The 20988-nt window shown below is 59.9% G+C and carries 23 protein-coding genes; 11 read left to right on the plus strand and 12 right to left on the minus strand.

The window, feature by feature from the left end; all coding sequences use genetic code 11:
• Positions 1 to 47: 47 nt before the first annotated feature.
• A complete protein-coding gene (urtA, locus tag LH464_RS16915) occupies positions 48 to 1337 on the minus strand; it encodes an urea ABC transporter substrate-binding protein (RefSeq protein ID WP_226787580.1) in 1290 nt (429 codons plus the stop codon).
• A 215-nt stretch (positions 1338 to 1552) separates the two neighbouring features.
• Here urtA and LH464_RS16920 point away from each other — a divergent pair, with 215 nt between their 5' ends.
• From LH464_RS16920 to LH464_RS16935, 4 genes are all read left to right on the plus strand, one after another.
• A complete protein-coding gene (locus LH464_RS16920) occupies positions 1553 to 1990 on the plus strand; it encodes a DUF488 domain-containing protein (protein WP_226787581.1) in 438 nt (145 codons plus the stop codon).
• An 89-nt stretch (positions 1991 to 2079) separates the two neighbouring features.
• The gene (locus tag LH464_RS16925) at positions 2080 to 5457 is read left to right on the plus strand and encodes a hybrid sensor histidine kinase/response regulator (RefSeq protein WP_226787582.1); all 3378 of its coding nucleotides are present in this window, start codon (positions 2080 to 2082) and stop codon (positions 5455 to 5457) included.
• Complete coding sequence (locus LH464_RS16930; protein ID WP_226787583.1) at positions 5450 to 6373, plus strand: response regulator; 924 nt, start codon at positions 5450 to 5452, stop codon at positions 6371 to 6373. The genes LH464_RS16925 and LH464_RS16930 overlap by 8 nt, the downstream gene beginning before the upstream one ends.
• Positions 6374 to 6468: 95 nt before the next feature.
• On the plus strand, positions 6469 to 6999 hold the full coding sequence (locus LH464_RS16935; protein ID WP_226787584.1) for an AAA family ATPase: 531 nt from the start codon (positions 6469 to 6471) through the stop codon (positions 6997 to 6999).
• 95 nt (positions 7000 to 7094) lie between these two features.
• Here LH464_RS16935 and LH464_RS16940 read toward each other — a convergent pair whose 3' ends face one another.
• The 6 genes from LH464_RS16940 to LH464_RS16965 form a co-directional block, all read right to left on the minus strand.
• Positions 7095 to 8216, minus strand: a complete 1122-nt coding sequence (locus tag LH464_RS16940) for a branched-chain amino acid ABC transporter substrate-binding protein (protein ID WP_226787585.1) — start codon at positions 8214 to 8216, stop codon at positions 7095 to 7097.
• A gap of 141 nt (positions 8217 to 8357) precedes the next feature.
• Positions 8358 to 8711: a DUF6867 family protein gene (locus tag LH464_RS16945; RefSeq protein ID WP_226787586.1), complete on the minus strand. Its 354-nt coding sequence runs from the start codon at positions 8709 to 8711 to the stop codon at positions 8358 to 8360.
• A 24-nt stretch (positions 8712 to 8735) separates the two neighbouring features.
• Positions 8736 to 9464 carry an ABC transporter ATP-binding protein gene (locus LH464_RS16950; protein WP_226787587.1) on the minus strand — a complete coding sequence of 243 codons (729 nt, stop codon included), beginning with the start codon at positions 9462 to 9464 and terminating at the stop codon, positions 8736 to 8738.
• Complete coding sequence (locus tag LH464_RS16955; RefSeq protein WP_226787588.1) at positions 9464 to 10339, minus strand: ABC transporter ATP-binding protein; 876 nt, start codon at positions 10337 to 10339, stop codon at positions 9464 to 9466. The genes LH464_RS16950 and LH464_RS16955 overlap by 1 nt, the downstream gene beginning before the upstream one ends.
• Positions 10339 to 11721, minus strand: coding sequence for a high-affinity branched-chain amino acid ABC transporter permease LivM (gene livM, locus LH464_RS16960; RefSeq protein WP_226787589.1), 1383 nt, complete (start codon positions 11719 to 11721; stop codon positions 10339 to 10341). Before livM ends, LH464_RS16955 begins: the two co-directional genes overlap by 1 nt.
• Before the next feature lies 1 nt (position 11722).
• Positions 11723 to 12625 carry a branched-chain amino acid ABC transporter permease gene (locus tag LH464_RS16965; protein WP_226787590.1) on the minus strand — a complete coding sequence of 301 codons (903 nt, stop codon included), beginning with the start codon at positions 12623 to 12625 and terminating at the stop codon, positions 11723 to 11725.
• 419 nt (positions 12626 to 13044) lie between these two features.
• On the opposite strand from LH464_RS16965, the gene LH464_RS24585 reads away from it, so the two are divergent.
• From LH464_RS24585 to LH464_RS16980, 4 genes are all read left to right on the plus strand, one after another.
• Positions 13045 to 13242, plus strand: coding sequence for a DUF2793 domain-containing protein (locus LH464_RS24585; RefSeq protein WP_255648447.1), 198 nt, complete (start codon positions 13045 to 13047; stop codon positions 13240 to 13242).
• Positions 13243 to 13256: 14 nt separating this feature from the next.
• Positions 13257 to 13640, plus strand: a complete 384-nt coding sequence (locus tag LH464_RS24590; RefSeq protein ID WP_255648448.1) for a DUF2793 domain-containing protein — start codon at positions 13257 to 13259, stop codon at positions 13638 to 13640.
• Positions 13641 to 13991: 351 nt separating this feature from the next.
• Positions 13992 to 14267: a CtrA inhibitor SciP gene (sciP, locus tag LH464_RS16975; RefSeq protein ID WP_018327815.1), complete on the plus strand. Its 276-nt coding sequence runs from the start codon at positions 13992 to 13994 to the stop codon at positions 14265 to 14267.
• Positions 14268 to 14519: 252 nt separating this feature from the next.
• Positions 14520 to 14801: a GNAT family N-acetyltransferase gene (locus tag LH464_RS16980; RefSeq protein WP_226787591.1), complete on the plus strand. Its 282-nt coding sequence runs from the start codon at positions 14520 to 14522 to the stop codon at positions 14799 to 14801.
• Between the two features lie 95 nt (positions 14802 to 14896).
• Here LH464_RS16980 and LH464_RS16985 read toward each other — a convergent pair whose 3' ends face one another.
• A complete protein-coding gene (locus LH464_RS16985; protein WP_226787592.1) occupies positions 14897 to 15247 on the minus strand; it encodes a flagellar export protein FliJ in 351 nt (116 codons plus the stop codon).
• Positions 15248 to 15667: 420 nt separating this feature from the next.
• Here LH464_RS16985 and ctrA point away from each other — a divergent pair, with 420 nt between their 5' ends.
• A complete protein-coding gene (ctrA, locus tag LH464_RS16990; protein ID WP_226787593.1) occupies positions 15668 to 16369 on the plus strand; it encodes a response regulator transcription factor CtrA in 702 nt (233 codons plus the stop codon).
• A gap of 130 nt (positions 16370 to 16499) precedes the next feature.
• Here ctrA and LH464_RS16995 read toward each other — a convergent pair whose 3' ends face one another.
• Positions 16500 to 16862, minus strand: a complete 363-nt coding sequence (locus LH464_RS16995) for a response regulator (RefSeq protein WP_226787594.1) — start codon at positions 16860 to 16862, stop codon at positions 16500 to 16502.
• 111 nt (positions 16863 to 16973) lie between these two features.
• Complete coding sequence (chpT, locus tag LH464_RS17000; protein WP_226787595.1) at positions 16974 to 17621, minus strand: histidine phosphotransferase ChpT; 648 nt, start codon at positions 17619 to 17621, stop codon at positions 16974 to 16976.
• Between the two features lie 210 nt (positions 17622 to 17831).
• On the opposite strand from chpT, the gene LH464_RS17005 reads away from it, so the two are divergent.
• Both LH464_RS17005 and LH464_RS17010 read left to right on the plus strand, forming a co-directional pair.
• Positions 17832 to 18380, plus strand: coding sequence for a DUF1134 domain-containing protein (locus LH464_RS17005; RefSeq protein ID WP_226787679.1), 549 nt, complete (start codon positions 17832 to 17834; stop codon positions 18378 to 18380).
• 154 nt (positions 18381 to 18534) lie between these two features.
• Positions 18535 to 19728, plus strand: a complete 1194-nt coding sequence (locus tag LH464_RS17010; RefSeq protein ID WP_226787596.1) for a hypothetical protein — start codon at positions 18535 to 18537, stop codon at positions 19726 to 19728.
• 12 nt (positions 19729 to 19740) lie between these two features.
• Here LH464_RS17010 and LH464_RS17015 read toward each other — a convergent pair whose 3' ends face one another.
• Together LH464_RS17015 and LH464_RS17020 are read right to left on the minus strand one after the other, a co-directional pair.
• Positions 19741 to 20580, minus strand: a complete 840-nt coding sequence (locus tag LH464_RS17015) for a TrmH family RNA methyltransferase (protein WP_226787597.1) — start codon at positions 20578 to 20580, stop codon at positions 19741 to 19743.
• Positions 20580 to 20960, minus strand: coding sequence for a hypothetical protein (locus LH464_RS17020; protein ID WP_226787598.1), 381 nt, complete (start codon positions 20958 to 20960; stop codon positions 20580 to 20582). The genes LH464_RS17015 and LH464_RS17020 overlap by 1 nt, the downstream gene beginning before the upstream one ends.
• Between the last annotated feature and the right edge of the window lie 28 nt (positions 20961 to 20988).

Raw genomic sequence — 20988 nt, forward strand, 5'->3', positions numbered from 1 at the left:
GGGGAGGGGTTGGGGAGGGGTTTTCCCCTCAGTTCATGATGAGCGGATCAGCTTCCCTTGCCGCCGCACTTGCCGGTGGCAACGTTGAAGTTGCCGCACTCCATCGGCTTGCGCCAATCGGCGATCAGGTCCTTGGAGTCGGGCAGGAAGTCCGACCATTCGTCACCGACGATGGCAGGCGTTTCCTGAACGACTTCGAACTGGCCGTCAGCCTGGAATTCACCGATCAGCACCGGCTTGGTGATGTGGTGGTTCGGCATGACGGTAGAGGTGCCGCCCGAGAGGTTCGGAACGGAAACGCCGATGATGTTGTCGAGAACGGCATCCGTATCGGTCGTGCCGGCAGCTTCGACCGCCTTCACCCAGGCATTGAAGCCGATGTAGGCGGCTTCCATCGGATCGTTGGTGACGCGCTTGTCATTCTTGGTGAAGGCGTGCCAGGTTTCGATGAACTCGGCGTTGACCTCCGCATCGACGGACTGGAAGTAGTTCCAGGCTGCAAGGTGGCCGACGAGCGGCGCGGTATCGAGACCGGCGAGTTCTTCTTCACCGACCGAGAAGGCGACGACCGGAATGTCTTCGGCCTTGACGCCCTGATTGGCGAGTTCCTTGTAGAACGGCACGTTGGCGTCGCCGTTGATGGTGGAGACGACGGCGGTCTTCTTGCCGGCGGAACCGAAGTTCTTGATGTCGGTCACGATCGTCTGCCAGTCGGAATGACCGAACGGCGTGTAGTTGATCATGATGTCCTCTTCGGCCACGCCCTTGGACATCAGGTAGGCCTTGAGGATCTTATTGGTCGTCTGCGGATAGACGTAGTCGGTACCGGCGAGGACCCAGCGCTCGACGCCTTCGGTGCTGGCCAGATAGTCGACGGCGGGGATGGCCTGCTGGTTCGGCGCAGCGCCCGTGTAGAAGATGTTGCGCGAGGATTCTTCACCCTCGTACTGGACCGGGTAGAAGAGGATCGAGTTCAGCTCTTCGAACACCGGCAGGACCGACTTGCGCGACGAGGACGTCCAGCAACCGAAGACGGCAGCGACCTTGTCCTGCGAAATCAGCTGGCGAGCCTTTTCGGCGAACAGCGGCCAGTCCGAGGCAGGATCGACGACGACAGCCTCGAGCTTCTTGCCGAGAACGCCACCCTTCTTGTTCTGCTCTTCGACGAGCATCAGCATGGCGTCTTTCAGCGTCGTTTCCGAAATCGCCATCGTGCCGGACAGTGAGTGCAGGACACCGATCTTGATTGTCTCTTCCTGTGCCAGCGCGCCACTGAAGGCGGTGGTCGACAGGGCTGCGGCGATGAGCGCGCCGCCAAGCTTTGCCTTGAATGTCATTGGTTCGAACCCCTCTTCTCGTTCGTTGGCAAGCGGATGTGAAAACGTGACCGTTGCTGACCGGACTATCCGATGCTGCACCGCAAACCCGTATACGTCGTTTGACGTACCGGAGGGGGAGAAGCGGAAACTCCACCCGGAGTGCGACCTTGGAGGCAACCCGTTGACAGGTGAAAAGGACTGCCGCGAAATGAGGTCGAATGCGGGAGGTCCGGATGGACGTGACAACGATCGGCTTCACGAAAACGAGCGCGGAGGGCTTCTTCGATCGCCTCCGGCAAGCCAAGGTAAAGACGGTAATCGATGTGCGGCTGCACAACACGTCTCAGCTCGCGGGCTTCGCCAAGTCCGATGACCTCGCCTATTTCCTGCGCACGATCTGCGGTGCCGGCTATATCCACGAGCCGCAACTGGCGCCTACCGAGGAAATCATGGCCGCCTTCAAGAAACAGAAAGGCGACTGGAGTGTCTTCCAGCGCGACTTCCTCCACCTCATGTCGGACCGCAAGATAGAAAGCCGGTTCAGGGCCGAAGAGTTCGACGGAGGTTGTCTGCTCTGCTCGGAGGACACGCCGCATCAATGCCATCGGCGCCTCGTCTGCGACTACCTCAACGGCAAGTGGGGCGGAGCCCTGTCGGTGCGGCACCTCTGATACTGCGTCCGGAGGGCTTGCAAAATCAAAGGCCAGGCACGAAAGTGCCTAATCCGAAGTCACCTCACCGCAGGCGCTAGATATTAGGCATGGCCGCACGGCAACGCATCATCCCGGTCCGGCGGGAGTATAACCGCTGGGTTGCGGACCAGACGCTGGAGGACTATGCGCTTCGCTTCACGGCCAAGAGCGCCCGCCGTTTTTCGTCCAGCCGCATTTCCCACACTGCCATCGGCGCCATTTCCTTCCTTGCGCTGGAGGCTATCGGTGGCGCGATCACCCTTTCCTACGGCACCACCAACGCCTTCTATGCCATTCTTGCGGCGGCGGTCGTCATGCTGGTCGTGGGATGGCCGATCAGCCGCTACGCGATCCGCCACGGAGTGGACATCGACCTCCTGACCCGCGGCGCAAGCTTCGGCTATATCGGCTCGACCATCACCTCGCTGATCTATGCAAGCTTCACCTTCATGCTGTTTGCAATCGAGGCCTCGATCATGACGGGGGCGCTGGAGCTTGCTTTCGGCATTCCGCCATGGATCGGCTACATCATCAGCGCCGTCGTGGTGATACCGCTGGTGATCTACGGTGTGCGGCTGATCTCCCGCTTCCAGATCATGACCCAGCCGTTCTGGATCATCCTGAACATCCTGCCCTTCCTTTTCATCGCATTCCTCGACTGGGAAAAGTTCGATCTCTGGCGCTCCTTCGCCGGCATCGGCCATTCGAATGCGGAAGTGAGCGGCGTCGCGCCGTTCAACCTCCTGGAATTCGGAGCCGCCTCCGCCGTGATCCTGGCGTTGATGCCGCAGATCGGCGAGCAGGTGGATTTCTTGCGCTTCCTGCCCGCCGAGGGACAACGGAAGTGGCGGCACCGGCTTGCGGTCTTCCTTGCAGGCCCGGGCTGGGTCGTGGTCGGCGTACCCAAGCTGCTTGCCGGCTCCTTCCTCGCGGTTCTGGCGCTTTCAACCGCCGTGCCGGTGGGCGACGCCGCAGATCCGGCGCACATGTATCTCGTCGCCTTCGGCTACATGGTCCCCAACGAGACGGCGGCACTCATGCTGATGGCCGCCTTCGTCGTCGTGTCGCAGCTCAAGATCAACGTGATGAATGCCTACGCCGGGTCGCTGGCCTGGTCGAACTTCTTTTCCCGCCTGACGCACAGCCATCCGGGCCGGGTCGTATGGTTGATCTTCAACGTCGCGATTGCACTGTTGTTGATGGAACTCGGCATCTACCGGCTGCTGGAGGCGACGCTCGGGATCTTCTCGATCATCGCCATGGCCTGGCTGTGCACCATTTCGGCCGATCTGTTCATCAACAAACCGCTCGGCCTGTCGCCTGAAGGCATCGAGTTCAAGCGCGCGCATCTGTATGACCTCAACCCGGTCGGGCTCGGCGCAATGACCGGCTCGGCCGCCATTGCGCTTGCCGCCCATTTCGGCCTGTTCGGACAGGTCATGGCATCGCTGTCCACCTATCTTACGCTTACAGCCTTCGTCATCTCTCCGGCCATTGCGGTGGCAACGAAAGGCAGGTTCTATCTCGCCCGCAAGCCGCGCCACAGCTGGAAGAACCTCGGCTCCATCACCTGCTCCATTTGCGAGCATCCCTTCGAGCCGGAAGACATGGCCTGGTGCCCGGCCTACGCCGCCCCCATCTGCTCGCTATGCTGCTCGCTCGACAGCCGCTGCCACGACATGTGCAAGCCGAAGGCAAAGCTCAATGCGCAGGTAGGGGCCGTAGCGAGAACGGTGCTGCCGCAGACCATCGTCGCCAAGCTCACCACGCGGCTCGGACGCTATGCGATTGCCGCGGTCATATCCATCTCCATCATCGGCGTCATCCTGGCGATGATCGGCTATCAGGCGGGTCAGGCAGCACCGGCGAACGCCGAAGTCATCTACAGCACGATCGTCATCGTCTTCTTCGTCTTTGCCGTCATCGCGGGCATCGTCTCGTGGTTCTACGTGCTTGCCCATGACAGCCGGGTCGTGGCCGAGGAGGAATCCTCACGCCAGAACACGCTGCTGCTCAAGGAGATCTCAGCGCACAAGAAAACCGACGCGGCGCTGCAGGACGCCAAGGAGACTGCCGAAGCCGCCAACCGTGCCAAAAGCCGTTATGTGGTCGGCCTGTCCCACGAGTTGCGCACCCCCCTCAACGCCGTCATGGGGTATGCGCAGATCCTGGAGCGGGACGAAACCATCCCCCAGCCGCGTCAATCGGCGATCAGGGTCATCAAGCGGTCGGCCGACCACCTTTCCGGCCTGATCGACGGGCTGCTCGATATCTCGAAGATCGAGGCAGGAAGGCTGCAGGTCTATTCCAACGAAATCAACATCCAGGACTTCCTCGACCAGATCGTCGAAATGTTTTCGCTCCAGGCGAATGCCAAGGGGCTGCGGTTCGATCACGAGCGCGCCCGCTCGCTGCCGCTCTATGTCCGCACCGACGAAAAGCGCCTGCGCCAGATCCTCGTCAACCTCCTGTCGAACGCAATCAAGTTCACCGACGCCGGCACGATCAACTTCGACGTCGCCTACCGAAGCCAGGTCGCGACGTTTACGGTAAAGGATACCGGCCGCGGCATCGCGGAAAAGGATCTCGGTCGCATCTACGAGCCATTCCAGCGCGGCGAGGCCGACAGCGTGAAACCGATGCCCGGCCTCGGCCTCGGCCTCACGATCACGCAACTGCTCACCAACACCCTGGGTGGCGAAATCTCGGCAGCAAGCGTCAAGGACGAGGGTTCGACCTTCCGCGTGCGGCTGATGCTCTCAGCCATCGACCGGCCAAGCACCGCCCCCGCGCCTGAGCGGAAGATCGTCTCCTATACCGGGCCTCGCAGGACGATCGTCGTGGTGGACGACAATGAGGACCATCGCGACCTGATGCGCGAAGTACTTGCACCTATGGATTTCGTGGTGCTGACGGCCAATAGCGGCCCCGACTGTCTGACCCTTATCGAGGGCGTGAAGCCGGACCTTTTCCTGGTCGACATCTCCATGCCGGGGATGAGCGGCTGGGATCTGGTGACGAAGCTGCGCGACAACGGGCAGGCGGCGCCGATCGTCATGCTGTCCGCCAATATCGGCGACGGCTCTGCCGCAACCGCTGAAGGCCATAACGATGCGATCGGAAAACCGGTTGATGTTCGCCATCTCAGCGACCGGCTCGCGGCGCACCTCGGCCTCACATGGGTCTATGACGACGACCCGAAGCAGATCGCGGCCCCGACCCCGCCGATGATCACCAGTCCAGGAGAAAATCACCTGCAGGACCTGTTGCGGCTCGGTGAGATCGGCTACGTCCGGGGTATCGAAACGAAACTCGCCGACCTTGCGCAATCGGAACAGCACCGCCCCTTCGTGACGGAGCTTGGAGCCTATGTGCAGGCCTTCGATTTGGATGGCTACATGACGTTCCTCAACCGGTTCAGTGGAGACCACGCCGCCGATGGCTGACGCGCCCCTTCCCCGCGACATCGTCCTGCTGGTGGATGACAGTCCAGAGACGCTGGGCTTCCTGACCGATGCGCTGGAACAGTCAGGCTTTTCGGTGCTGATCGCGACATCCGGACAGGCCGCCCTCAACATCATCGAGCGCATCACGCCGGACCTGATCCTCATGGACGCCGTGATGCCCGCCATGGACGGTTTTTCCACCTGTCGCAGGTTGAAGACCAATCCGGCAGTGTCGCAGGTGCCGGTGATCTTCATGACCGGATTGACGGAAACGGAGCATGTGGTGAATGCGCTGGATTCCGGGGGTGTCGACTACCTCACAAAGCCGATCAACATCGACGAGTTGAGAGCCAGGATCCGCGTCCACCTTGCCAACGCCCGGTCGGCGCAGAGCGCCCGCGTTGCGCTCGATGCCGCAGGCCGTCATCTTCTGGCGGTCAAGGGTGATGGCAGCATTCACTGGTCGACGCCGCAGGCAACGCGCCTCGTCAAGGCGGCGACAGGCAGCGACGACGGCCTGGATGTGGTCGCAAGCCATATCGCCGGCTGGATGGCGGATCGCTCAAAGTCGGGCGCGCCGCGCGAAGGTTCCTTCTCTCTGGCCGGAGACGGACAGGCGAGCCTGCAGTTTGCCTTTCTTGGTGCGATCGGCGCGGACGAGTATCTTTTCCGCCTGACAGCCGCCAGCCAGCGCTCCGGCGCCGATGTTCTTCGCCAGCATTTCGCCCTCACGCTCAGGGAATCGGAAGTGCTGGAGTGGATCGCCAAAGGCAAGCCGAACCGTGATATCGGCGATATCCTCGGCCTCTCGGCCCGAACGGTGAACAAGCACCTCGAGCAGATCTACGTGAAGCTCGGCGTCGAGAACCGTGCCTCGGCAGCCGTCAGGGCGGCGCAGGTTCTCTACGAGGCGTGAGCCGCAAGGCCCGGCGCAGATTGACCCAGCCATACAGGGACGACCCTCCATGCTCCTGAAAATGAACCCGTAGCTATTCGTCGGGAGTTGCACTCATGGAAAATTTCGTTGTCATCTCCGGCTGCTCCGGCGGCGGAAAATCCACGCTGCTGGATGAACTGGCGCAACGCGGACACGCAATCGTGCCGGAGCCCGGCAGGCGTATCGTCGCCGAGGAGATGAAAGGCGATGGCAGCGCCCTCCCCTGGGTCGACCTTGGAGCATTTGCAGAAAGGGCTGTCGCCATGGCGCTCGCGGATCGGGAGGCCATGCGCAACACGCCCGGATGGGTTTTCTTCGACCGCAGCCTGGTTGATGCGGCGGCGGCCCTGGAACATGCGTCCGGTGCGCCTGCGCTCTGCGGCCTCGGGACGGTTCACCGTTACCATCAGCGTGTTTTCCTGACGCCGCCCTGGCCCGAGATCTACCGGCAGGATGAGGAACGGCAGCACGGGCTTGAGACGGCAATCGCCGAATACGACCGCCTGCTCACCGCCTACAAGGCGCTCGGCTACGACGTCGTCATCCTGCCAAGGATCGCCGTGGAAGATCGCGCAACATTCATACTGAGTCAGTTGACGCTCTGACCCATCCGGGACGTCGGCCGCACGTTCAGACTTGCACAAACGCAAAAGCCCGGCCGAAGCCGGGCTTTCTCGATTTCAAACCGATAGACGAGCTATCAGCTATCCTTCTGGAAGTAGCTGAAGTTGCCGTCAGGACCCTTCTTCCACTCGTACATGACGTAGCCCGGAAGCTTCGGGTCGCCCTTTTCGTCGAAGGAGATATCGCCCAGCGCCGTCGTGAACGGACCCTTTTCCTTCATCGCCGTAGCGACGGCTTCCGCGTCGATCGACTCGGCAGCCTTGGCGGCGGCAGCGATCGTCTGAACGGCAGCGTAGGAGTAGAGCGTGTAGGCTTCGGGGTTGAAGCCGGCAGCCTTGAACTTCTCTACGAGTTCCTTGTTTTCCGGACGCAGCGTCGGATCAGGACCGAAGGTGTTGAGCGTGCCTTCGACCGCATCACCTGCGATCGAAGCCAGTTCGTTCGACACGATACCATCGCCGGAAATCAGCGTTGCGTCGAGGCCCTGGTCAGCAGCCTGGCGGATGATCAGGCCAGCTTCCGTGTGGAGGCCACCCCAGTAGATGATCGTGACGCCGGCTTCCTTCATCTTCGCGATGAGCGCCGAGAAGTCCTTGTCGCCGGTGTTGACGCCTTCACGAACGACTTCCGTGAGGCCAGCAGCGTTGGCAGCCTTCTTGGTCTCTTCGGCAAGACCCTGACCGTAAGGCGTCTTGTCGTCGATGATGGCGATCTTTGCATCTTTGAAGTTATCGGCGAGATACTTGCCGGCAACGCCGCCCTGCTGGTCGTCACGGCCGCAGGTGCGGAACGTGTTCCACAGGCCGCGCTCGGTGAACACAGGGTTGGTTGCAGCAGGCGTGATCTCGAGGATGCCGTTTTCGGCATACACTTCCGAAGCCGGGATCGAAACGCCGGAGTTGAAGTGACCGACAACGAACTTCACGCCGTCAGCAACGAACTTGTTGGCAACGGAGATACCCTGCTTCGGGTCGGAAACGTCGTCGCCGAGGACGATCTTGATCTGCTCGCCGTTGATGCCGCCGGCAGCATTGATATCTGCCGCAGCCTGCTCGGCGCCCCTCTGCAACTGTGCGCCGAATGCGGCGTTCGGGCCGGTGAACGGACCGCCTACGCCGATCAGCACGTCAGCCCACGCGCTGCCACCGAAAGCGACGACCGCGGTCAGCGCAACGGCAGAAAGAAGAGACTTCTTCATTATGTTACTCCCAGTTTTTATAAGCGGGTGAGGTTACGAAAGCCTGCGCGATACCCACCTTTATCGCGCCGGAAACTGTTCCACTCTAGGTTCTTCGCGGTTCAACCTTTTGCCCAATCTGAGGCCAAGTCTCCGCGACTGTCAATCTTTCTTCTTCCATGAGAAAGCTGAGGTCTGATCGTATAGCCAGTAGTAGTTTTGCACCATCTGGCGGGTGCGACGCATACGGAATCCGACCGTCGCAAACACCAGAAGAAGCACCACGTCGATGACGTAGAAGAACGGGCTGATAAAGGGGCCCTGGAACAGGGCATAGTGAAGGAAACGCAACACCACGCCCAGCAACAGTGTGTAGATCACCACCGTCGGAAAGTTGTCCCAACCTTCCGCAACGGCCTTGCCTGTTCGCCAGGCCGTCCAGAAGGCGATCAGCATGACGAGCCCACGCAGGACGTAGCGGACGCCGGTGTCCGTTTCGAAAAATAATCCTTGCATCTCAATGTCTCCCTGCTGCGCGGCTCAGTGCCGGCCGCCTTCGAGGTAGGCAGCCCGAACTTCCGGATTGGCGAGCAATTCCCTGCCAGAACCCGTCATCGTCACCTTGCCGTTGACCATCACATAGGCGCGATCCGACAGCCTGAGGGCCGCGAACGCGTTCTGCTCCACCAGAAAGACGGTCAGCCCCTCTTCCTGGTTCAGCTTCTTGATGGCCTCGAAAATGCCCTTCACGATCAGGGGCGCCAGACCGAGAGACGGCTCGTCCAGCAACAGCAGCTTAGGCCGCGCCATCAACGCGCGCCCGATCGACAGCATCTGCTGCTCGCCACCGGAAAGCGTGCCGCCCCGTTGGCTCTGCCGCTCCTTGAGCCGCGGGAAGAGCGTGAAGATCTTCTCGACGTCCTCTTTGAAGTATTTGAGGTTGTCGAGATTGGCGCCCATCTGCAGGTTTTCCAGCACCGTCATGCGCGGGAAGATACGGCGACCTTCCGGCGATTGGGCGATGCGCCTGCGGGCAATCAGGTGGGTCGGGACCTTGGTAATGTCCTCGCCATCGAAAATGACCTGACCGGTGCGTGCCTGAGGGCTGCCGCAAATGGTCATCATCAGTGTCGACTTGCCGGCACCATTGGCACCGATCAGGCTGACGATCTCGCCCTTGTGGACCTCGACATCGACGCCTGCGAGCGCGCGGATGTTGCCATAGTAGGTTTCGACACCCTGGACTTTCAGAAGGGCTTCATCGGCCATCAAACCGTCCCCTCGTCGAGCTTTTCTGCAATTTCTTCAACTTCATCATCCTCGACGCCGAGATACGCCGCGATCACCTTCGGATCGTTCTTCACGTGATCGGGCGTGCCGTCAGATATCTTCTGGCCATATTCCAAAACGACGACGTGATCGGAGATTTCCATGACCACCGACATGTCGTGTTCGATCAGAAGGATGGAGACACCCTCGTCACGGATCGAATGCAGCAGCGTGTTGAGTGCTGCTGACTCGCGTGGATTGAGGCCGGCGGCCGGTTCGTCCAGGCAGAGCAGTTCCGGTTCGGTGCACATGGCACGTATGATTTCCAGACGCCGCTGCGCCCCGTAGGGCAGATCGCCTGCCGGATCGTCGGCACGATCGACGAGATCTGCCTTCTCCAGCCAGTAGCGGGCCTTGTCGACCGCCGCCTGCGATGCCTTGCGGTATGTCGGAAAGCCGAGGAGACCCAGGATGGTATAGCCGGACGCCCTCATCAGCGCGTTGTGCTGTGCCACCAGAAGGTTTTCCAGAACGGTCAGGCCCGAAAACAGGCGAATGTTCTGGAAGGTCCTCGATACTTTCGCGATCTTGGTGATCTCGAAGTCGCGAAGGCGTTCGAGCAAATGGTGCTCGCCACGCTTCTGCGTCAGCGTGATCATCCCCATCGTCGGCTTGTAGAAGCCGGTGATGCAGTTGAAGACGGTCGTCTTTCCCGCGCCGTTCGGGCCGATCAACGCGGTGATCTCACCGCGCTTGGCTTCGAACGAGAAGTCGTTAATGGCCATCAGGCCGCCGAACTTCATCGACAGGTGTTCGACCTTCAGGATCGGTTCACCGGTGATATTGGACGTCATCGTATCGGTTCCGAGGGTCATCAGCCGTGTCCCTCCTTCGTGAAGCTTCCGGAGACGGCCTTGCGTTCCTTGAGGAAGGCAGTGGGTTCACGTGAACCGACGAAGCCGCGCGGCTTGAACACCATGACGATGATCATAGCCAGGCCGAAGAGCAGCATGCGGTAGAGTTCCGGCGTGAAGTCCGGGCCGAAGACGTGCTTCAGGAACTCCATTTCACGCAGAAGCTCGGTGCCGCCGACCATCACCACCGCAGCAATTGCGATGCCTGTCAACGAGCCCATGCCGCCGAGAACGACGATAGCAAGGATTACGGCCGATTCCAGGAAGACGAAGCTTTCCGGAGAGACGAAGCCCTGGCGGGTGGCGAAGAAGGCGCCGGCGAAGCCGCCGAACATCGCACCGATCGCGAATGCCGTAAGCTTGGTGGTGACCGTATTGATGCCGAGCGAACGGCAGGCAATCTCGTCCTCGCGCAGTGCTTCCCAGGCGCGGCCGATCGGCATGCGGCGAAGTTTGATCGTCACATAGGCCGTCAGCATGCAGAGCGCCAGGATCAGATAGAAGAGGAAGATCTTGTAGTAGGCGGACGACATCGGCAGGCCAAAGGCCTTGGTGAAGTTGTTCGCCGCACCGATATCGAAGGACCAGATACCGAAGACGGATGCCTTCGGGATACCGGAAATGCCGAACGTGCCCTTCGTGACAGCCGTCCAGTTGATCAGCACGAGACGGATGATCTCACCGAAGGCAAGCGTCACGATTGCCAGGTAGTCGCCCCGCAAGCGCAGAACCGGAAAGCCCAGGATGATGCCCCAGAAGGCCGCCAGAATACCGGAAAGCGGCAACAGGACCCAGAAGGAGAGCCCGAAATGTTCTGACAGGAGTGCGTAGGAATAGGCACCCACCGCATAGAACGCCACGTAGCCGAGGTCGAGCAGGCCGGCGAGACCGACGACGATGTTGAGACCCCAGGCCAGCATCACGTAGATGAGAATCTGGATGCCGAAGTTGTCTACATATTTCAGCGAGCCCTGCGTACCGGCGAGCATCACCGATACCATCGGATAGATCACCAGCGCAAAGAGCGCGATTTTCAGGAAGTGCTTGTGGAAGAAGCTCTTCTCGTCCGAGATTTCAAGGATGCCGGACTTTGCCTTGGCAAGCTTGCGACGATCGAGATGTGGCACGATGAAGGCGACCATGAGGAAGCGGCTGACGGCCGCAATCACCACGAAGATCGCCAGCATGCCCCAGCGCGTGCGCCAGACCAGCTGATTGTTGATGTTCTGGTAGGTCTCGATGCCGACGTACAGAAGGAACAGGCCGAAGGCTGTGGCGCCGGCGAACAGCGCCTCCTTCAGGGCCTTACCCATCAGATTTTCAGAAGCGGAAGACTGCGTCATGTCAGACTTTCTCCACTTCCGGGCGTCCAAGGATGCCGGTCGGCTTGAAGATCAGCACGAATGCCAGCAGCGCAAACGTCGCCACGTCCTTGTATGCGATCGTGAAATACGCCGACCACAGGGACTCGATCAACCCGATCAGCAGACCGCCGAGAACGGCGCCCGGAAGCGAACCGATGCCTCCGAGGACGGCGGCCGTGAAGGCTTTCACCCCGGGAATAAAGCCGTCGTTGAACGAGGCCACGCCATAGTACATCAAGTACATCGTACCGGCGACGGCAGCGAGCGCGGCACCCATGACGAACGTGATGGAGATTGTGCGGTCGACATCGACGCCCAATAAGGCGGCCATCTTCCGGTCCTGCTCGGTGGCGCGCTGAGCGCGGCCGAGAGGCGTCTTGTTGACGATGTACCAGAAGATCGTCAGCAGAACAGCGGTCACCACGACGATGATGATCTGCTTCAGGGAGATCGTGATCGCTCCGAAATGGTAGACGTCACTCACCAAGGCGGGAATCGGCTTGTTGCGCGGACCCTGCGTCACCTGGATGAAGTTGGACAGCACGATCGACATGCCGATCGCGGTGATCAGCGGCGCCAGACGGAACGAACCGCGCAGCGGGCGATATGCCACCCGCTCGATCGTCCAGTTCCAAAGGCTTGTCATCAGCATCGCGACGACCAGCATGATCAGCAGCATCAGGGCTACCGGAACACCCGCGAAGAACGACGTGACGATAAGAAAGACTATCAGGGCGGCAAAGCCGCCGAGCATGAATATGTCACCATGAGCAAAGTTGATCATGCCGATGATGCCGTAAACCATCGTATAGCCGATTGCGATAAGGCCGTAGATGGATCCAAGTGTCAGCCCATTGGCGAGCTGCTGGATAAAGTACTCCATATATTTTCCCCCGGACACGGTCCCCGTCGGCCGTGTCTCATATTCTTGACCCTCGGGTCCTGTGGACTCCGGGGGGCATCCAATACCGTTTTCAGCATAAATGTGAAGACAAAAAGCCGAGAGTTCGTCGAAAACCTTTCGGTTCTCAACAATATGCACATGCAAGTGGCTAATTTTTCAAATTTTGGGCAGCCAGGAGCAAAAAACAGCCGATAACCCGGCGCAAAGGCACAAGATTACCCGCGATGATCCTGAACAAGCGACAGGGATGAGCCGCCGGGCGACGGCCCACACACCTTCTATTCTTCGTAGCTAAGCAACCATGCCGCACTGCATCATGTAAAACAATAGCTTAGTTATGTTTACGTCCACATCCGCGCAAACGCTCATACTCTGTCGCCCTAACCGGAGCGATGACCATGGCCGACACTACGCCGAACCTGAACCTACCCTTCATCCTTCCTTCTCAGGCGCTAAAACACGTCACCCACAACGAGGCACTACTGTTACTCGACACCCTTCTGCACCTGACTGTAGTTGACGAAATACAGGAACCACCGGCCCTGCCCGCCTATGGCGCAAGCTTCATCGTCGGCACACCCGGATCCTCGGGCTGATCGACAAGGACGGGATGATCGCCACATGGCAGGATGGAGCATGGAGCTTCCTCGATCCACGGGAAGGGTGGCGCGCCTGGTTTGCCTCGGCCGGCGTTTTGAAAGTGTTCTCTTCCGGCAGCTGGCGGGACATTCAATCCCCGTCTGCCGAATTCGACACGCTTGGCGTCAACGCCACGCCCGATGCCATTAATCGTCTTGTGGTGTCGTCCGGCGCATCGCTGTTCAACCATGCGGGCCATGGTCACCAGATCAAGGTCAACAAGGCGACGTCAATCAGGGCGGCTTCTCCCTCGGCGCTGCCACACTCGCCGGCGGCAACCTCGTCGTGGTACCTGCGGACGGCCTCTATCTCATTTGCCTCAACGTCCGGATTGCCTCTTCCTCCGGTCACGTGACGGCTCTGGTCGTCAACGGTTCTCAGGAAAAGCTGGCGCTGGCCGGACCGTCTGGAAGCTCGGGCAGTCAATCGGCAAGCGGAATATTCGCATTGGCCGAAGGCGACACCCTCTGCCTTCATCATACTGGATCGGCCACGTTGCAATTGGGCGAAGGAAACACACAGCTGCGACGTTACTTTAGCGAAAGAACGTCTCCCTTGGCGGAGAAATCCCGTTCCGGTCCACCTGCAAGTGCACAATTTCCCGTTCCGAATCTTTTTGGAACAAATGCTTCGCCACATTTAGGTAAATGTTAAAACTGCCGGACTAGGGTTCTCCACGTGGTCTTGTGTTTGTGTAGAGAGTTCCATGACCGAAATGATACGTCCCCGAGTGAAATATGTCATCGGCCCCGATGGCAGTCCGTTGACGATTGCCGATTTGCCTCCGGCGAATACCCGACGCTGGGTCATTCGACGCAAGGCTGAGGTCGTCGCCGCGGTACGGGGTGGGCTATTGAGCCTTGAAGAGGCTTGTGAGCGGTACACCCTGACTGTGGAGGAATTCCTGTCCTGGCAGTCCTCCATCAACGATCATGGGCTTGCGGGCCTCCGCACCACCCGTATCCAGCAGTATCGCCACTAGACCGAACCTTTTCGGGCAATCGATACTTAAGGCGCCGCTCGGTAGACCACACCGCGGCGCCTTTCGCGCATTCCGCATTTTCCTCGAAATTGCCCCTCCCCGCGGGGAGCGATCCAGTTCGTGGCTTGCCCGCGTTTTTTGCCGCTTTGGCGACTATTGCTTCACGCCACCACGCTCCAATACCGGCAGACTCCACCTTGCTTGCCGCCGCCTATGACCTAGGTTCGGCGAGCAGCATCAGTGGAGAGCAACATGGATATCACACATCAGGAATTGAAATCGGGCGGACGTTACGTGGCAACGGTTGACGGCCACGAAGCGGAAATCACCTATTCACGCACATCGCCTGCCCTGATCATCGTCGATCATACGGGCGTTCCGGACGAGTTGCGCGGCAAAGGCGTCGGACAGGCACTGGCCGTCCACGTCGTGGAAGACGCCCGTCGCGGCGGTTGGAAAATCCTGCCGCTCTGCCCATTCTTTCGCGCCCAGGTAGAGCGTCACCCGGATTGGCGAGACGCTATCAGCGGATAATGCCGCCGGTCGTTCGACCACCATTTCAGATCGAACGACAAAGCGCCGCGGCACGGTCCGCGGCGGCTTTATCTGTCAGATGAAGCTACGGGCCGTCACGCGCGAGCGCGCATCGCCCCGTCCCGTTCCTCGATAGCGGTCGCCTTGGCGAATTCGGACTGGGCTTCTTCAAGCGCCAGTTCCGCCGCGTCCTGCTGGACCTTCAGCTCCCGGATCGAGACCTGAAGATTGTCGGCCCGCTGGCGGGCCGCCTTGGCAAAAGTCGGATAGGCGAAATGCGTAGGATCCGTGATCCCCGATTTCTTCTCTTCCACACCGATCTGGTATTCGAGTTCCTTCGCCATTCGCTCGAACTCAGCCATCATCATTTCAAGCTGCTGCAACTGGCGACGTTTCTCATTAACCTGAAATTCCTTCAGGCGAACTAGGCTGTCACGCGACTTCATACGCAATACTCCGTGGATAGCGGCACCCGCGCCCTGTGACTGGATTGATACACTCCGGGTTAAAAAAATGCTGCGGCGTTAATCTATTTTTCGTCCGCGTTAACCTTTCGTTTACGGGCATCATTAACAATACGGCTGATCATTTAAGGGTCGGTAAATGCCAGGGCCTAAATTGGCGCGACAATGTAAGAGTCGCATGAATCACTTAGGGGAGTTTCCTCATAAAATGATTCACGTCAGGCGATGACCAATCCTCAGGAAAATCAGTCGGGTGCTGCTCTTACTTAATAAATTCGATACACCTTGCCATAGTGAATCAGAATTTGTTAACCATTTGATGGCAGCTTCCAAATCAGGCACAGTCTGGATCCGTATCCGCGTAGGGCCACGGACTACCTAGCGGCGGCAAAGGGGAAAAACATGCGGGTTCTACTCATTGAAGATGACAGCGCGACAGCGCAGAGCATCGAACTGATGCTGAAGTCGGAAAGCTTCAACGTTTATACGACTGACCTCGGCGAAGAGGGTGTCGATCTCGGAAAGCTTTACGACTACGACATTATCCTACTCGATCTGAACCTCCCCGACATGTCGGGCTACGAGGTCCTTCGGACACTGCGGCTTTCCAAGGTAAAGACGCCGATCCTCATCCTCTCCGGCATGGCCGGCATCGAGGACAAGGTTCGCGGCCTGGGCTTCGGCGCCGACGACTACATGACCAAGCCTTTCCACAAGGATGAATTGGTCGCACGTATCCACGCTATCGTCCGCCGCTCGAAGGGCCATGCCCAGTCGATCATCATCACCGGCGAACTGATCGTGAACCTGGATGCCAAGACTGTCGAAGTCGGCGGCCAACGCGTTCATCTGACAGGCAAGGAATACCAGATGCTGGAGCTGCTTTCGCTCCGCAAGGGTACGACGCTCACCAAGGAAATGTTCCTTAACCACCTATACGGCGGAATGGACGAGCCGGAACTGAAGATCATCGACGTCTTCATCTGCAAGCTGCGCAAGAAACTTGCCAATGCTGCCGACGGCGCGAACTACATCGAAACCGTCTGGGGCCGCGGCTACGTGCTGCGCGAGCCGGAAGGTGCCGAGTACGCCGAAACCGCCTGACAGGAACTTGCCCTTCCCCTTTCAAACGCCCGCGCTTGCCGCGGGCGTTTTCGTTTGGCAGCAACGGGCATAAGCGTGGCTAACCCCAAGGGGCTCCACGCTTTGTAGCAAGAAATGGACAGAAAGAGCGTTAAGCGGCGATCGCCAGGCCGGCAAAGACGGAGGTAAGGATCTTGCGGTCGAACGGCTTCAGCAGGAAGTCATTTGCGCCGGCACGCTTGCCAAGCATCATCGTCTTCAGGTCAGCCTCGATGACACAGTAGAAGATGCGAACGGCCTTTCCGTCCGGCATGGCGCGGATCTGCTGGATGAGTTCCAGCGCGCCATCCATGGTGGCGTCGACAATCAGGACGGCCGGAAGCTCGGCCTGGCAGCGGGTGACAGCCTCGTGCGCGCTGGCAGCCTCGGCCACCAGGAAACCGAGCTCGGAAAGAATGCGCTTGCCGACCTTGCGAACGACATCAGAACTGTCGGCAATCATCAAGCGCTGCATCATCCACTCCCTGAACCTCGGCCAACGTCGCTTTCACGAGCGGCCGAAGTGCAACTTAGGAGGCTGGCGCTAAGGAATGGTTACCGAAGATGCGCGCCCTCATAACCGGGATCAGGCGGGGATCACTTCCGCGGTAAAGACGATCTTGTCTTCCAGGACGACATACTTGAGGTCCATGCCGCATTCATCCGCCAGGAGGACGGTGTAGTAGGGCTGGATCGTGTGGGCGTCGACCGCCTCTTCGAGCGTGCCCGTGCAGATCTCGGCGAACTTCGCAGGCACGCGCATCATTCGGCCCTTGATGGTGATGACGAACTTTGCGTCATATTCCGGGTTCTCGAGCGTCACGTCGATCGAGCCGCCCCGGGGAATGCCGCCATAGGCCACGATGAAGAGGTTGAGCAGGAGCTTGACCCGGTTCTTTGCAATGATGGCACGCGGGCCGTTCCAGGTGACTTCGGACTTCTTCTCGGCAGCAGCAAAATCCTTTGCAGCCTTCTCCGCCTCACCGGTATCGATGGAGGCGCCGACCGAGCCGGATGCCCCGAAAGCCAGGCGGGCGAACTTCAAACGGACGGCGGCGTTGAGAGCCGATGTCCGGATAAGGTCCAGCGCGTCGCTGTCAGAAGCGCCCTCGTCCAGCAGTTCGAGACCATTGTTGATCGCGCCGACCGGCGAGATCACGTCGTGACAGACACGGCTGCACAGGAGTGCCGCAAGATCTGGCCCGTCCAGGGTGAGATTCGGATTCTTGGGCATGGTATTCTCCTGATACAGATCACGCGGTCATTGAATGACGCACTAAGGTTGTGCGAACATGGCGTGTTCGCGGTCATAAAGACACCATATTTGGTAAACCGATTATTAAGACGATATAGCTCAATATCGAATCTGCACCCGTACGAATGAACAAGACGGACTTAAAAAATGCGCTTGTATGAGACCTCCCCCCTCGCCCGGTTTGCTGTGATGATGATTGCAGTTCTTGCGCTCGGGATCTCTGTCGAAGGACGACAGGCACAGGCGCAGAGCAACAGCCAGTACACCGCTCAGGAAATCGTCGATGCCGGCCACGGCTTCTTCGGTAACACGACCGGCGGCCTGGCCAAGGTCGTCGAGAAGGCATTCGAGCAGTACGGACTGCCCAATGGCTATATCCTCGGCCAGGAAGGATCGGGCGCGTTCATTGCGGGCCTGACCTACGGAGAGGGTGAGCTCTACACGAAGAATGCCGGCCAGCATCCGGCGTTCTGGCAAGGCCCTTCTCTTGGTATCGATTACGGCGGCCAGGGTTCCCGCGCCATGATGCTGGTATACGACCTGCCGTCGGTCGACAGCCTCTACGCCCGGTTCGGCGGCGTTTCCGGTTCCGCCTTCGTCGTTGCCGGCGTGGGCATGACAGTCATGCGCAATAACGACGTTGTCCTCGTGCCGATCCGCACCGGCGTCGGCGCCCGGCTCGGCATCAATGTCGGCTACCTCAAGCTCACGCGCTCCCCCACCTGGAACCCTTTCTGAAAACGAACGGCATTCCCCCGCACTATCCGTGAGGGGACCCGCCCGATGACGAGCGGCGGACCTGCGCGCTCATCCACAGCTTGCAGCTGAACGGCCGTTATGCTTAAACGGCGCATAACCATAATTTCCACCAAGCCGGCGAGATGGCCCTGTCGTGATCCAATTCGCTCTCCTTTTCGGCCTTGGTTTTCTCACCGCCGCCCTTCTCGCCATGCTGATCGCCCCTGCGGTGCATGGCCGGATCGTTCGCTATACCGAGAACCGCCTCAAGGCCACGCTGCCGATCAGCCCGCAGGAAGTGCGGGCGCAACGGGACATGGCGCGCGCCGTCTATGCGGCCGAAAACGCCAGGACGAAGCAGGAACTGGTACAAGAGCGCGACACGGCGCTTGCCACGAAGATTCGGTACGAGAAGCTTGGTGACGAGGCGCGTCGGCTACAGTCCGATAACCACGACCTCCAGATGCAGATCAACGACATGGATGTCGAGGCAGCGGATCTTCGCTCCCGGCTGCGTCAGGAAGACAGCTACGTCCAGCAACTGAAGGCTGCCGTCGATGCCGCCGAGGAAGCCGATGCCACGAAGGGTCTGCAGGTCGACGAGATGCAGCGCCGCGTCCTGAAGCTGACATCCGACGTCGATAATCTGCGCATTGATCTGTCAGGGCGTGACACCGAGATCGAGAACCTGAAGTTCCGCATCGCCTCGATGCGAGACGAGCGTGAAGCGACCCGCAACGATATCAAGCTGCAGACGACACGGGCAAAGGATGCCGAAGCCCGACTGGCGCAGGAAGAGCATCGCGCCCTGCGTCTGGAAGACAAGTTGGCAAGGGAAATCGCCACCCGTACGGACAAGGAAAACGCGCTTGAAAGGCGGCTGCAGGAAATCGACCGCCTGAAGGACAAGCTGAAGGCCGTGAACGCCGAAGCGAGGATGACCTCATTCCCGGCCAAGAAAAACGCCTCGCTCAGCGTGCTTGGCGACACGACGCAAGCTGCTGCGAGTGCTATCCCGCTGGAGGTATCGGAGATCGTGCCCGCCACAATCGCTGAAACCATTGCCGCCTCGCCCCCGCTCTCGGCTATCGCCGACGAGGTCCACAATCGGGCGACCGCGCTCACGGAACGGCTGAAAACCAAGACGGATCCTAACGATCAGTCCATCCGCGAGGAACTGGACTCGATAGCTGCGACCATGATCGCATTGACCGCAAAGGCCGAAGGGCCGGGTTCGCCCATCCATTCGATCCTTGCCGGGCAGAGCGAAACGCGCCCCGATAGTCGCGAAAGCCTTGCGGCGCGCGCCAAGGCTGCGATTGCGGCGCCGAGAGAGCCGGCAAACTGATCCGGAAACGCCCTAGAGGCGGCCCTGTGCCGAGGCAATCTGGTAAAGCGCAATCCCGGTGGCGGTCGCAGCATTGAGGCTGTCCAGACCCGGCACCTGCGAAACACGGGCGCTTTTGAATTTCCGCAGGATTGCCGGCGGCAAACCATCCCCCTCAGTCCCGGTCGCCAGCGCCATGCGGGGTGCTGCCGTGATCGAACGGATTTCGGTCGTTCCGGACGGCGAAAGCGCCCACACCTCGTAGCCCCGACCCGTCAACGCCGCGAGGTTCTCCTCTATCGTTCCACCGCGCGTATAGGGCACTCTGAGCACCGCTCCGACCGAGACACGCAACGCCTTGCGGTAGAGCGGGTCGCAGCAGGTGTCGTCAAGCAGGACCGCATCCGCGCCAAAGGCCGCCGCATTCCTGAAGATCGAACCTATATTGTCATGATTGGAGATACCGCAGGCGACCAGCACGAGAGCGGTCTCAGGCAACGTGTCGAGCAATTGCGTCGCGTCGCGCCGTTGCGCGCGATGGCCGAGCGCCAAGACACCGCGATGCAGGTGAAAGCCGGCGATCGCGTCGAGGACCGCCGCCTCTGCCACGTAGACCGGAACATCGTCCGGAAACGCGGCCAACTCTTCCGAAAGCCCTGCGACCCGGTTTTCCAGAAGCAGGATCTTCTCCGCGACGAAATCCCCTGCCCCGGCATGCGCCGCCGCCAGCATCCTCAGGACGACCGTACCCTCCGCGATGAAGCGGTTATCGCGCCCGGTCAGATCCCTCTCACGGATGCTTTTGAATTCCACGATGCGTGGATCATCAGGATCGCTGATCCTGATGATCTCGCCGCGGCGTTCCGCTCCCATCAGGGTGCGGTGCCCACCGCGACGTCCGCAACGATTCGTCCGACGGACAGATCGTAGACCAGAGCCTTCTGCTGGCCGTCGATAGCGCCGAAAAAGAGCATCTGCGATCCGGACAGGGACACCGAACGAACGTCGAACCCGGCGGGAAGCGAAACGGCAGCATTTATGGGCTGGTCCGACGGTACGGCGGGGCTGCCGGTGGCCACGGGGGCCGTATCCGGCTTTTGCGCGACCTTGTAGACAACCGCTGCAAGGACCGCCATAAAGCACACGAATAAAATGCCGCCCGAAACGAGTTGCAGCAGCACCATCTTCCGGCGGATCCTTTCCATTACCGGATCAAGCGGTTCTTCCTGTTCCACGGGATCAGGATTTGCCATGCTGAATGTCCTTGCTGCTATCGGGTTA

This window comes from Pseudorhizobium xiangyangii (assembly GCF_020531965.1).
Taxonomy (GTDB): Bacteria; Pseudomonadota; Alphaproteobacteria; order Rhizobiales; family Rhizobiaceae; genus Neorhizobium; species Neorhizobium xiangyangii.

What these genes read in the sequence shown, in the direction of transcription:
- LH464_RS24585 (WP_255648447.1), top strand. Translation starts at nt 13,045, where the DNA reads ATGGCCGACACTACGCCGAACCTGAACCTACCCTTCATCCTTCCTTCT.
- LH464_RS17020 (WP_226787598.1), bottom strand. Translation starts at nt 20,960, where the DNA reads ATGGCAAATCCTGATCCCGTGGAACAGGAAGAACCGCTTGATCCGGTA.
- sciP (WP_018327815.1), top strand. Translation starts at nt 13,992, where the DNA reads ATGACCGAAATGATACGTCCCCGAGTGAAATATGTCATCGGCCCCGAT.
- LH464_RS16945 (WP_226787586.1), bottom strand. Translation starts at nt 8,711, where the DNA reads ATGCAAGGATTATTTTTCGAAACGGACACCGGCGTCCGCTACGTCCTG.
- LH464_RS16940 (WP_226787585.1), bottom strand. Translation starts at nt 8,216, where the DNA reads ATGAAGAAGTCTCTTCTTTCTGCCGTTGCGCTGACCGCGGTCGTCGCT.
- urtA (WP_226787580.1), bottom strand. Translation starts at nt 1,337, where the DNA reads ATGACATTCAAGGCAAAGCTTGGCGGCGCGCTCATCGCCGCAGCCCTG.
- LH464_RS16935 (WP_226787584.1), top strand. Translation starts at nt 6,469, where the DNA reads ATGGAAAATTTCGTTGTCATCTCCGGCTGCTCCGGCGGCGGAAAATCC.
- livM (WP_226787589.1), bottom strand. Translation starts at nt 11,721, where the DNA reads ATGACGCAGTCTTCCGCTTCTGAAAATCTGATGGGTAAGGCCCTGAAG.
- chpT (WP_226787595.1), bottom strand. Translation starts at nt 17,621, where the DNA reads ATGCCCAAGAATCCGAATCTCACCCTGGACGGGCCAGATCTTGCGGCA.
- LH464_RS16920 (WP_226787581.1), top strand. Translation starts at nt 1,553, where the DNA reads ATGGACGTGACAACGATCGGCTTCACGAAAACGAGCGCGGAGGGCTTC.
- LH464_RS24590 (WP_255648448.1), top strand. Translation starts at nt 13,257, where the DNA reads ATGATCGCCACATGGCAGGATGGAGCATGGAGCTTCCTCGATCCACGG.
- LH464_RS16995 (WP_226787594.1), bottom strand. Translation starts at nt 16,862, where the DNA reads ATGCAGCGCTTGATGATTGCCGACAGTTCTGATGTCGTTCGCAAGGTC.
- ctrA (WP_226787593.1), top strand. Translation starts at nt 15,668, where the DNA reads ATGCGGGTTCTACTCATTGAAGATGACAGCGCGACAGCGCAGAGCATC.
- LH464_RS16925 (WP_226787582.1), top strand. Translation starts at nt 2,080, where the DNA reads ATGGCCGCACGGCAACGCATCATCCCGGTCCGGCGGGAGTATAACCGC.
- LH464_RS16930 (WP_226787583.1), top strand. Translation starts at nt 5,450, where the DNA reads ATGGCTGACGCGCCCCTTCCCCGCGACATCGTCCTGCTGGTGGATGAC.
- LH464_RS17015 (WP_226787597.1), bottom strand. Translation starts at nt 20,580, where the DNA reads ATGGGAGCGGAACGCCGCGGCGAGATCATCAGGATCAGCGATCCTGAT.
- LH464_RS16985 (WP_226787592.1), bottom strand. Translation starts at nt 15,247, where the DNA reads ATGAAGTCGCGTGACAGCCTAGTTCGCCTGAAGGAATTTCAGGTTAAT.
- LH464_RS16955 (WP_226787588.1), bottom strand. Translation starts at nt 10,339, where the DNA reads ATGACCCTCGGAACCGATACGATGACGTCCAATATCACCGGTGAACCG.
- LH464_RS16980 (WP_226787591.1), top strand. Translation starts at nt 14,520, where the DNA reads ATGGATATCACACATCAGGAATTGAAATCGGGCGGACGTTACGTGGCA.
- LH464_RS17005 (WP_226787679.1), top strand. Translation starts at nt 17,832, where the DNA reads ATGATGATTGCAGTTCTTGCGCTCGGGATCTCTGTCGAAGGACGACAG.
- LH464_RS16965 (WP_226787590.1), bottom strand. Translation starts at nt 12,625, where the DNA reads ATGGAGTACTTTATCCAGCAGCTCGCCAATGGGCTGACACTTGGATCC.
- LH464_RS16950 (WP_226787587.1), bottom strand. Translation starts at nt 9,464, where the DNA reads ATGGCCGATGAAGCCCTTCTGAAAGTCCAGGGTGTCGAAACCTACTAT.